This window comes from uncultured Thiohalocapsa sp. (assembly GCF_913062725.1).
Lineage (GTDB): Bacteria > Pseudomonadota > Gammaproteobacteria > Chromatiales > Chromatiaceae > Thiohalocapsa.
The window spans coordinates 38426-49027 of the sequence record NZ_CAJXWY010000029.1; the positions used below are offsets into that span (position 1 = coordinate 38426).

The 10602-nt window shown below is 67.7% G+C and carries 9 protein-coding genes; 4 read left to right on the plus strand and 5 right to left on the minus strand.

Features of this window, described 5'->3' with window-relative positions; genetic code table 11:
* The first annotated feature begins 36 nt into the window (after nt 1–36).
* On the plus strand, nt 37–1038 hold the full coding sequence (gene birA, locus QZ588_RS09735; protein ID WP_295542189.1) for a bifunctional biotin--[acetyl-CoA-carboxylase] ligase/biotin operon repressor BirA: 1002 nt from the start codon (nt 37–39) through the stop codon (nt 1036–1038).
* Nucleotides 1039–1062: 24 nt separating this feature from the next.
* Here the strand turns inward: birA and QZ588_RS09740 are convergent, their stop codons facing one another.
* From QZ588_RS09740 to QZ588_RS09755, 4 genes are all read right to left on the minus strand, one after another.
* Nucleotides 1063–1758: a hypothetical protein gene (locus QZ588_RS09740; RefSeq protein WP_295542191.1), complete on the minus strand. Its 696-nt coding sequence runs from the start codon at nt 1756–1758 to the stop codon at nt 1063–1065.
* A 118-nt stretch (nt 1759–1876) separates the two neighbouring features.
* Complete coding sequence (locus tag QZ588_RS09745) at nt 1877–2506, minus strand: SPOR domain-containing protein (RefSeq protein WP_295542193.1); 630 nt, start codon at nt 2504–2506, stop codon at nt 1877–1879.
* Between the two features lie 13 nt (nt 2507–2519).
* A complete protein-coding gene (argS, locus tag QZ588_RS09750) occupies nt 2520–4292 on the minus strand; it encodes an arginine--tRNA ligase (protein ID WP_295542195.1) in 1773 nt (590 codons plus the stop codon).
* 336 nt (nt 4293–4628) lie between these two features.
* Entirely contained in the window at nt 4629–6860 is a 2232-nt protein-coding gene (locus tag QZ588_RS09755) for a primosomal protein N' (RefSeq protein ID WP_295542197.1), read from the minus strand.
* A 444-nt stretch (nt 6861–7304) separates the two neighbouring features.
* Here QZ588_RS09755 and QZ588_RS09760 point away from each other — a divergent pair, with 444 nt between their 5' ends.
* From QZ588_RS09760 to QZ588_RS09770, 3 genes are all read left to right on the plus strand, one after another.
* A complete protein-coding gene (locus tag QZ588_RS09760; RefSeq protein ID WP_295542199.1) occupies nt 7305–7937 on the plus strand; it encodes an HNH endonuclease in 633 nt (210 codons plus the stop codon).
* Nucleotides 7938–8044: 107 nt separating this feature from the next.
* Nucleotides 8045–8926 (plus strand): fructosamine kinase family protein, encoded by an 882-nt coding sequence (locus QZ588_RS09765; RefSeq protein ID WP_295542201.1) that lies wholly within the window; start codon nt 8045–8047, stop codon nt 8924–8926.
* Between the two features lie 114 nt (nt 8927–9040).
* Nucleotides 9041–9553, plus strand: coding sequence for a histidine phosphatase family protein (locus QZ588_RS09770; protein ID WP_295542202.1), 513 nt, complete (start codon nt 9041–9043; stop codon nt 9551–9553).
* A 137-nt stretch (nt 9554–9690) separates the two neighbouring features.
* On the opposite strand, the gene QZ588_RS09775 is transcribed toward QZ588_RS09770, so the two are convergent.
* The coding region (locus QZ588_RS09775; protein ID WP_295542204.1) for a transposase at nt 9691–10602 on the minus strand (912 nt) is incomplete at its 5' end.

The window sequence follows — 10602 nt, forward strand, 5'->3', positions numbered from 1 at the left end:
TTTGCGCCGCCACGCGCTCTCGTGGGATGAGCCGGCGTGAGCAGCCGTGACGCGATCCTGCATCTGCTGGCGGACGGCGCGCTGCACTCCGGTGCCGAGGTGGCCGCGCGGCTCGGCATCAGCCGGGCGGCGGTGTCCAAGGCCCTGCGCCGGGCGAGCGATGAGCTGGGCCTGGAGATCGAATGCCGGCGCGGGCAGGGTTATCGGCTCAGACATCCGCTCGAGCGACTGGACGCCGCGCGCATTCGGGCCGCGCTGCCGGATGGGGCCCGCACGCGGCTCGCACACATCGAGGTGCTGGAGGCGGTGGACTCCACCAACACCCGGCTCATGCGGGCGGCGGCGGATGGCGCCGCCTGCGGCAGCGTCTGTCTCGCCGAGCGCCAGCACGCCGGGCGCGGGCGCTCGGGGCGCCGCTGGGTCTCGCCCTTCGGCGCCAATATCTACCTCTCCATACTCTGGCGCTATGCGCTGGCGCCGGCGGCGCTCGGCGGACTCAGCCTGGCCTGTGGCGTGGCGGCGGCACGCACGCTGCGGGCCAATGGTGTTGCGGACATCGGTCTCAAATGGCCCAATGACCTGCACTGGCGCCGCCGCAAGCTCGGCGGGCTGTTATTGGAGGTGGCCGGGGAATCGCAGGGCCCGAGTCATGTGGTCGTGGGCCTGGGCGTCAATCTGCGACTCAGCGCCCGGGACGCCCGGGACATCGACCAGCCCTGGAGCGATCTCAGCCGTGTGCCCGGCGTTGCGCGACCCGGGCGCAACGCCCTGGCGGCACAGCTCATCGCAAGCCTGGTCGGTGCGCTGGCGGACTACGGCGAAGCGGGGCTCGCGCCATTTCTGCCGGACTGGCATGCCTTCGATCGCTATCTCGGCGAGCCGGTCGAGATCGTGACCGCGACGCAGCGGATTGCCGGCACCGTCGCCGGCATCGACACAGACGGTCATCTGTTGCTCGATACCCGCGAGGGCCGACGTCGCTTCCACAGCGGCGAGGTCAGCCTGCGCGGGGGTGGTGGCTCGCAGGCGTCTCCCTGAGTCGGCCCGCTATCCGAGCCGGGCTCAGGGGCTCTCTGCGGCCTCCATCTCGACGACGGATGCCGGTTCTCGGTCGACGTCCATCACGTCCGGGTCTCGGCTGGGCAGCGTGCCCATATCCGCGGCGGCCGCGCGCTGATCGCCCGCCGCCAGGGCATCCACGGCCTCAGGGTTGGCATTCGGCAGATCTTCGAGGTTGGCCTGGCGCCTGGCGTCGATTGTGCCTGCGGCGACCGCGTCCGGTGACGGGCTGGCGGCGCCGTCGCAGTCGCCGCTGAGGCAGGCACTGAGCTGGTTGACGACGCAGCCGGTGGCGGGGATGTTCGCGTCGGGCGCCGGATATTCGGCCAACAGCTGGTTCATGAAAGCATCGTTGGAGAGGTCACCACGGTAGAGTCGGGTGGTGAGCTGGCGAAACGTGGTATCACTTCGCAGGAGCTCGGCGATGGGCTGGCCACCCACCGTCCGGTCGCCGCAGTGCTTGACCAGCAGGGATTCGAAGTCCTGCTCGGTGGGGCTGCCAAAGGGGTTGCCGACGCTCTCGCGCAGGGCACCGTGCATGGGGTTGTCGGCGGCACAGCCGGCGAGCATCAGCGCCAGCAGGGCGACGGCCGGCGGTACTGCGTGCCGTCGACGGGTGTGTGCCCGGTTTCGGTGTCCCTGGTCGGGCGAGGCGGGCTTGGTGTGGGTGGTGGTGCAGGTGGAGCGGGTGTTCGGCATCGGCTGGCTCGTTCGCGGGTCTGGGTCAAGGTGTGGGCATGCGTGGCACGTATGCCCGATGGCTTTGTGCGGGTGCACCGGTGCGCCGGATTGCGTTGCGTAACGAGCGCAACGTCGGCTATTGGGCACGCATCATCATCGGTTTGTGACCGTTTTCCTGGAGCTTTGCCCGCACCGCATTGGCGTCACCCTTGGCGTAGGCGCCGGTGCGTACCCGATGATACGTCTGGCCGCTGTCGATGGTGACCGTCTGGATCGAGGTCTGAATGCCGATCAGCGCCAGTTGTGCCTTCAGCCGCTCGGCGTCATTGCTGCGCCGGAAGGAACCCACTTGCAGCATAAAGTCCCCGGTGCCGGCTGTCTGTGCCGGCGCTGGGTCTGGCTGCGCCGGCGCTGCGGTTGGTTGCTGCGACGGTGTCACAGGTAACTGCTCCGGTGCCACAGGAGGCTGTTGCGGCGGCAGCGGGACGGGCTCGGGCTCGCGCTCGGCGGGCACCACGATTTCTTGCTTGGGCAGCATGTCGTAGAAATCGAACCTGGGTGGCGGCTTGCGCTCGAGCGGTCGTTCCGTCGGCGGCACGGCCGCAGCCGTGGGCTCACCGGTGTCGACGGGCTCGTGATAGAGCCAGGCGGCGCCGACACCGAAAGCACCCACCAAGCCGCCTGCGAGGAACCAGAAGGCGCAGGTGCCACGCGGTTTCTTGTGCCGGCGTGGGGGTGGGGTGCCCTTGCGATAGTCCAGGGTCATGCGGCGGTTCCGATCACATGCGCTCCGGGGCGCCGACGCCGAGCAGGCTCAGGCCGTTACGCAGCACCTGCCGCACGGCGAGGATCAGCTGTACCCGCGCGTCGCGCAGCGCCGCGTCGTCTACCAGAAACTGGTGGGCGTTGTAATAGGTATGGAAGTCCTGGGCCAGGGTGCGTAGATAGTGGGTGAGTTGGTGCGGCTCTTCGGTGAGGGCCGCCGCTTCCACGGCCTCCGGCCAACGCGCCAGCGTTTTCAGTAGGGCAATCTCGTGGTCTTCGGTGAGACGCTCCAGCTTGCCGTCGCCCGGCACCGGTGTCAGCGCCAGGGCGATGCCCCGATCAGCGGCCTGTTGCAGCACACTGGCCACACGGGCATGGGCGTATTGCACATAGTAGACGGGGTTGTCGGCCGATTGGCGCTTGGCCAGATCCAGATCGAAATCCATGTGCTGCTCGCACCGGCGCATGACGTAGAAGAACCGCGCCGCGTCCCGGCCCACCTCTTTGCGCAGTTCCCGCAGGGTCACGAACTCCCCGGAACGGGTTGACATCTGCACTTTCTCGCCGCCGCGATAGAGCACCGCGAACTGCACCAGCAGCACGTCGAGCCGGCGCGGATCATCACCGAGCGCCGACAGCGCTGCCTTCACCCGCGGCACGTAGCCATGGTGGTCGGCGCCCCAGACATCGATGACCCGGGTGAAGCCGCGCTCCATCTTGTCCATGTGGTAGGCGATATCGGAGGCGAAATAGGTGGTCTGGCCGTTCTCGCGCACCAGCACCCGATCCTTGTCATCGCCGAAGGCGGTGGAGCGGAACCACAGTGCGCCGGCCTGCTCGTAGACGTGGCCTGCCTCGCGCAGGCGCTCCACGGCCCGGTTGACGGCGCCGGATTCCACCAGCGAGCGCTCCGAGAACCATGCTTGGTAGGTGATGCCCAGCTCGGCGAGGTCGCCGCGGATGTCGTCGAGGATGGTGTTGAGCCCCAGCTCGAAGACGAAGCGGTAGCGGTTGTCGCCGAGCAGGCGCTTGGCCGCGGCGGTGAGGGCATCGATGTGTGCCTCTTTGTCGCCGCCGTCGCCCGGCGTGAGCTCATCCAGTGGCAGGCCCTCGCGCACCACGTCGGCGGCGACGCGGTAGTCGTCGCCGTGCTCGCGGTGCAAGCTGGCGGCGATGTCCCAGACATAGTCGCCCTTATAGCCGTTGGCCGGAAAGTCCAGCGCCTCGCCGCAGAGCTCCAGATAACGCAGCCACACGGAGGTGGCCAGGATGTCCATCTGGCGACCGGCGTCGTTGACATAGTATTCCCGATGCACGTCGAAGCCCACGTACGCCAGCAGGTCCGCCACGGCGGCGCCGTAGGCGGCGCCACGGCCATGACCCACATGCAGCGGGCCCGTTGGGTTGGCGGAGACGAACTCCACCTGCACGCGCTGACCGGCGCCGAGCCGGGAGCGGCCGTAATCCGGACCCGCGCGCAGGATTGCCGGCACCAGGGCGCGGTAGGCGGCTTCTGCGATGTGGATGTTGATGAAGCCGGGGCCGGCGATCGCCACCGCTGCGATCACCGGCGACGCCGGCATGGCGGCGACGATGCGCCCGGCGAGATCCCGTGGCTTCATGCGTGCCTGCTTGGCGAGCACCATGGCAACGTTGCTGGCGAAATCGCCGTGTGCCGGGTCACGCGTGCGCTCCACCTGCGCCGCCGCCGGCAGATCAGTGAGTACCCCCTCGGCGTGCAGTGCCTCCAGGGCCTGTTGCAGGGATTGCTGGATCTCGGACTTCATCGGTGATGCGCTGCTCGCAGAACTCTCGTGGACAATGGCGACGTCAGGGAAGCGTCAGGGACGCGTTTCGGCTGTGCTCGTGCGGTATCGGCGGGTGCCGGTCGGTGGCAGGGTCAACGCCGCGGGGGGCTGTCTGATCAACGTGCCTAGTATACCTGTCGCCAAGGGGTTTTCGGTGCTTGCGGATGCCTCGGGCAACCCCGTAGGACGCGCCCGCTTGGCTTCGGGGCCGCTTCTGCGCCATCGAGATCCCCGCCGACCGCCGCCCAGCCCGCTGCAGCTCGCGCCAAACGTTGATCGACGCCGGGTATTTTTCAGGCCAACATCGCTGTCCGCTCAGAGACTCTCCTGCGGATCCACGTCCATGCTCCAGCGCAGATCCCGCGACGCCTTGAGCCCGCGCAGTGCCGGCAGCAACGGCGCGAGCACGCCTTGCAGCAGGCTGCGGGTTGGTGCCTGCAGGAGAAGCTGGGCGCGCACGCGACCGGCGCGGCGCTCCATCTGCGCCGGTGCCGGCCCCCAGAACTCCACCTGCGCCGGTGCCAACGCCCGCGCCGTCGCCAGCGCCTGCGTCAGGAAGTCCAGTGCCGCCTGCGCTTGCGGGCTGTCTGCGCGCAGCATGGCCTGATGGCTGAACGGGGGCAGATTGGCCTCCTTGCGCTCCGCGAGTGCCGCCGTCGCAAAGGCACCATAGCCCGCGCGCAGTAAGCGCTGCAGCATCGGATGCTGTGGATGGCGCGTCTGCACCATCACGGTGCCTGGGCGCTGGGCGCGCCCGGCGCGGCCCGCCACTTGCACCAACAGCTGCGCCATGCGCTCGGTGGCGCGGAAATCGCTGCCGTAGAGACCATGATCCAGGTCGAGCACGCCCACCAGGGTCACGCCCGGCAGATGATGGCCCTTCGCAAGCATTTGCGTGCCCAGGAGGATGCGGTGCTCACCGCGGGCGGCGGCGGTCAGCAGTCGTTCCAGTTCACCACGGCGGCGGGTACTGTCACGGTCGATACGCGCCAGCGGCAGGCCCGGAAAGCGCTGGCGCAGGGTGTCCTCCACGCGCTCCGTGCCTTGGCCCAGCGGGCGTAGGTCCGGCGATTGGCAATAGGGGCATTGCACCGGCCGGGCTTGCTCCAGGCCGCAATGGTGACAGACGAGCAGCGCCCGGTCACGATGCAGCGTCATACGTGCGTCACAATGCGCGCACTCGCTCACCCAGCCACAGTCATGGCAGGTGAGCACGGGTGAAAAGCCGCGGCGGTTGAGGAACAGCAGCACCTGATTGCCGGCGTCGATCTCTTGCTCCATGCGTGTCAACAGGGCATGGCTCAGGCCGGTTTGTAACGGTTGCGCACGGATGTCGGCGAGCAGGATCTCGGGCGCCGCGGCGTTGCCGGCGCGCTCGGGCAAGCGCAAGTGGCGGTAGCGGCCACTGCGGGCGTTGTGCAGGGTCTCCAGCGCCGGCGTCGCCGAGCCCAGCACCACGGTACAGCCGGCCTGTTGGGCGCGGCGCACGGCGAGATCCCGGGCCGAGTAACGAAAGCCTTCCTGCTGCTTCAGGGACAGGTCGTGCTCTTCGTCGACGATGACGAGCCCCAGGTCTGGCAATGGTGTGAATACGGCAGAGCGCGTCCCGAGCAGCAGCCGTGCCTGGCCGGCGGCGGCGGCGCGCCAGGCCCGCTCGCGCTCCGTCTCCGAGAGTGCGGAATGCAGCACCGCCATCGGCGCTGGTACGCGGCGCGCAAAACGCTCGCGCAGCTGCGGCGTCAGGCCGATCTCCGGCACCAGCACAAGCACCTGCTGGCCCGCTCCCAGGGTGCGGGCGATGAGCCGCAGATAGACCTCGGTTTTGCCGCTGCCGGTGACGCCATCGAGGAGAAAGCAACCGAAACCTTCGCCCGCGGCGATGGCCGCCTCGGCGTCGGCCTGGTGTCGGTTCAGTGCCGGCGGCGGGTCGGGTTGCGGATGCTGGGTGAGCACTGTTGCGGTGGATACCTGCAGGCGACAGCGCTGCACGAAACCGCGTTTCGCAAGGGCGCGCAACGGGCTCGTGCAGTCGCCCAGCGCCGTGTGCAGCGCCGCATCCGTGAGTCCTTGGGGGGCCGTGCTGAGCAGCGCCAGCACTTCGCGCTGGCGTGGCGCGCGCGCCAGGTGCGGCTGCACCGCTGTGGCCGGGGTGAGTGCCCGCCATCCCAGCGGCCGATCGTCGAGGGGCGGGTGCGCGCGGCGCAAGCGGCCGGGCAAGGCGCCGAACAGGGCCTCGCCGGGATCGCCCCGGTAGTAGTCCGTTGCCCAGAGCAGGAAGCTCAGATCCTGTGCGCGCAGCAGGGGGGTGGTGTCCAGTACCGCTGTGATGCGCTTGAGTCGTGCCACCGGCACACTGGTGGGCTGATTGACGGCGACAACCATGCCCAGGCGTCGCCCGCGGCCCAGCGGCACCAGCACTCGCTGCCCAGGGCTAATCTCGCCGGACGCCGGCCCGAGATAATCGAGCAGTTCCCCCAAAGGCGCTGCGACGGCGACGCGAGCCACCACGACGGGGGGATCGGATGGGTCTGTACTGGCAGCGGGCATGCGGCGCCTGGCTGGGTGGGAACGGATTGCCGCGTTGAGGCGGCGGCAGCGATGTTGCGGTTGGCGTGCCGTCGGTTTTCAACAGCTGCTGTGGATAAGTTGGTGGATAACCCGTTGGGACTACCCACGAGCGTGCGTCATTGTTGCGATTCGGCAAAACTGGCCAAGCATTGGTCACCCTGCGCTGTTGCCTTGGAAAACAGATACTTGAAATATTTCGTCAGTGGCTGATCGAGATCAATTCCAAGTTTAACCCTAATCTGCATGGTGGTTCCCCGTCCCCCGGAGGACTGTGCATAACCTGAAGTCGCTGCTGCGGTCAACTCGGTGCGCCGGCTCAAAGAACAGGGGTTTACCTGAATGCTGGCAACCATTTTGCACAAGGCGTTGCAACGAGCCACCGGGCCTGTATTATGCTCGCCAACTCCTGACCGGTGTCGAGTCATGGTGTCTCTCAGCCAACAGGTCCTGCACACCCAGATCCTGCGCACCGACTTGGCGGGCATGCCGCTGGAGTGGGTGGACTACAAGGCGGCGGCGCGCCTGTATTTTTTGGGACAGGTAGCCTACGCCTGTGGTAACCCGCTGCTGTTGCTGCGTGGCGGCATCAACGCCCAGACGCGCCGCCGCAGCAGCCTGCAAATCCACAGCATCATCGCCACCCATGGCGCCAATCACGCACTGAGCAAGCTGCGTGAGGATTACGCACCGCCGCTGTCCAATCGCACGCTCTTCCAGCGCGACGACCACCTGTGCATGTACTGCGGCGGGCGGTTCTCGGCGCGCCATCTCTCCCGGGATCACGTGCGGCCCATCAGTCGCGGCGGCGAAGATGTGTGGACCAACGTCGTCACCGCATGCGTGCGCTGCAACAACTATAAGGCTGGACGCACCCCGGAGGCGGCTGGCATGGAACTGCTCGCGGTGCCCTTCACCCCCACCCATGCCGAGTACATCTTCCTCATGGGTCGGCATGTGCTGGCCGACCAGATGGCGTTCCTGCGCGCGCACTTTCCGCGCACTTCGCCGCTGCTGCGCCGGCTGACGGCGGCCCGGCCCGGTGGACCGGTGGCCTGAGGGCGCCCGCTGCCCGGCGTCATGCCCGTGAGTCCGCGGCTCTGCAACCCAGCCGTCACCCAGCCGCCAAACGACCGAACATCCACCTGTGACGGGCGTGCTCATCCATGACGGACTGGTCCGAGATCGCAACCCAGATCGCCGCGGCCAGCGGCGAGCCATTCCAGCCGACGTCACCGCGGCAGGTGGGCGGCGGCTGCATCAATGCCGCCGCCGTGCTCGCCGACGGTGGCCGGCGTTGGTTCGTCAAGCTGAACGACGCTTCGCGGCTCGACATGTTCGAGGCCGAGCACGACGGGCTCGCCGCCATGGCGGCGACCAACAGTATCCGCGTGCCCCAGCCCTTGTGCTGCGGCACCAGCGGCCGGCACGCCTTCATCGCCATGGAATACATCGCATTGGGTGGTAGTGGCGGGGCGACCGCGGAGCGCGCCGGTGAAGCGCTCGCGGCCATGCACCACAGCAGCGCCGATGCGCACGGCTGGCACCGGGACAACACCATCGGATCGACCCCACAACCGAACCACCGCGACCGGGACTGGGCGCAATTTTGGTGCCAGCGACGCCTCGGTTTTCAACTGGCACTCGCCGCGCAAAACGGTTACGGCGGGCGGCTCCAGGACCGCGACGCGCGCCTGCTCGAGCACGTCGATGCGCTGCTGGACCATACGCCGGCCCCCTCTCTGTTACACGGCGACCTCTGGGGCGGCAACTTCGGCGGCGATGACCAGGGCAACCCGGTGATCTTCGATCCGGCCTGCTACTACGGCGACCGCGAGACTGACATCGCCATGACCGAGCTGTTCGGCGGCTTCGGCAGCCGGTTCTACGCTGCCTACAACGCCGCTTGGCCGCTGCCGCCGGGATACGCGACGCGCAGGATGCTCTACAACCTCTACCACATCCTCAATCATCTCAATCTCTTTGGCGGTGGCTACGGGAGCCAGGCCGAGCGCATGATGGATCGGCTGTTGGCGACGGTGGGCTGATCACACCCGACGCGCCGCTCGCCATATTCCTTGCAAGTGAGGGTTGTGTTAAGGTTCCTAAGGCGTGTCGCCTGAGCACAGCCGCTCCCGCATATCCCGGATGATTTCCCCCGCATGCCACGCGAGTTGCTGATCCTGCGCCACGCCAAGTCGGACTGGGACGGCGGTGCCACCTCGGATTTCGAGCGACCCCTCGCAAAGCGGGGCCGCAAAGACGCGCCGCGGGTTGGTGAGTGGCTCTACCGTGAGGGCATGATCCCCACGCTCATCATCAGCTCGCCTGCGCAGCGGGCGCGGGAGACGGCACTCAAGGTCTGCAAATGCCTCGACCTGGCGAAGAGAGACATCGTTTGGGACGCAGACATCTACGAGGCGGACCTGCCAGCGCTGTTGGGGGTGTTGAGTCGGGTGCCGGCGTCGGCGCGCCTGGTCTTGCTGGTGGGCCACAACCCGGGGCTGGAAGACCTGCTGAGATATTTGGCGGGGGCCGACGTCGACGAGCCGGATGACGGCAAGCTACTGCCCACGGCCGCCGTGGCCCGCCTCGAGATGCCCGATGACTGGTCACACCTCGAGCTCGGCTGCGCCGGGTTGGTGGGCATCGTTCGCCCCAGGCAGCTGAAATAGCCGCTGCGGGCCAATTTGGCTTACCCCAATTAGTGCCTGAAAGAAAACCCGGTGGTAACCGTTCACGGACTCAAACTTAGCGGACCCCATCGGTGCTGGACTCAGACGCAGGATCGGAGTACCGTCGTGGCCATGCATTAGATCATGGTCACGATCCAAGGCGAGCGCCGTGCGCCCGATGTCGGTCTCATCCGACGGCTGCTGTCGAAGCATCCCGACTGGGGGCGCAGCCGACTGTCGATTGCGCTGTGCGAGTTGTGGGATTGGCACGCCGACAACGGTCGGCTCAAGGATATGGCGTGCCGCAGCCTGTTGTTGCGCTTGGAGCAGGCAGGGGCGATCAGGCTGCCGCCGCGCCAGCGCCCAATGGGTTGCGCAACCGCTCTGCGCTTTAGGTCCCCCATGGCCGCGAACCGATCGCCTGTTCGCTGACGGAGCTGACGCCGCTTGAGCTCACCTGTGTAGAGCACGCCGGCGAGGGGGACCGGCTGTTCCGCTGCCTGCTCAACACCCATCACTACCTGGGGTTGCGCAACACGGTGGGCGAGAACATGAAGTGCCTGGGCGGCGGCCAATCTGTAAACAAGCTGCGCCGCGAGATGGTCGATCAGCGCCAGTGGGGTGAGCGACAGCGCCGTGGTGCCGTCACGTTGTGGTTTGGGCAACCGATAGACGACACGTTCGGCGTCGAGCAGTTCCAGACGCTCGAGCGCGAACGGCGGGCGGGCACAGTAACGCAGCAGGCGCTCCGGGCCGGCGCGCTCGTGAGCGCCCACGCGCACCGCGGCATCCAGCGAGAATCCGCTGTTCTCCCAGGCCAGCATGTCGCGGACATCGTCCGCCTCGATCAGCCCGCTGCGGGCGAACCACCGCAGCACCCGCACGCGCACCTGCTCGGCGATGGCGGCGACGGCCTCCGGCGTCAGCTCAGCGGCGGGGCGAAAACGCACGGATTGCGGAATATCACCAGCCTCCTCGGCCGGCTCGAAGACCCCGTCGATGACGCAGCAATGGTAATGGACATGGCGGTTGAGGGAGGCGCCGAAGCG

Excerpts from the sequence above, each read along its gene's own strand:
- QZ588_RS09740 (WP_295542191.1), bottom strand. The coding sequence starts at position 1,758 with ATGCCGAACACCCGCTCCACCTGCACCACCACCCACACCAAGCCCGCC.
- QZ588_RS09745 (WP_295542193.1), bottom strand. The coding sequence starts at position 2,506 with ATGACCCTGGACTATCGCAAGGGCACCCCACCCCCACGCCGGCACAAG.
- argS (WP_295542195.1), bottom strand. The coding sequence starts at position 4,292 with ATGAAGTCCGAGATCCAGCAATCCCTGCAACAGGCCCTGGAGGCACTG.
- QZ588_RS09755 (WP_295542197.1), bottom strand. The coding sequence starts at position 6,860 with ATGCCCGCTGCCAGTACAGACCCATCCGATCCCCCCGTCGTGGTGGCT.
- QZ588_RS09760 (WP_295542199.1), top strand. The coding sequence starts at position 7,305 with ATGGTGTCTCTCAGCCAACAGGTCCTGCACACCCAGATCCTGCGCACC.
- QZ588_RS09765 (WP_295542201.1), top strand. The coding sequence starts at position 8,045 with ATGACGGACTGGTCCGAGATCGCAACCCAGATCGCCGCGGCCAGCGGC.
- QZ588_RS09770 (WP_295542202.1), top strand. The coding sequence starts at position 9,041 with ATGCCACGCGAGTTGCTGATCCTGCGCCACGCCAAGTCGGACTGGGAC.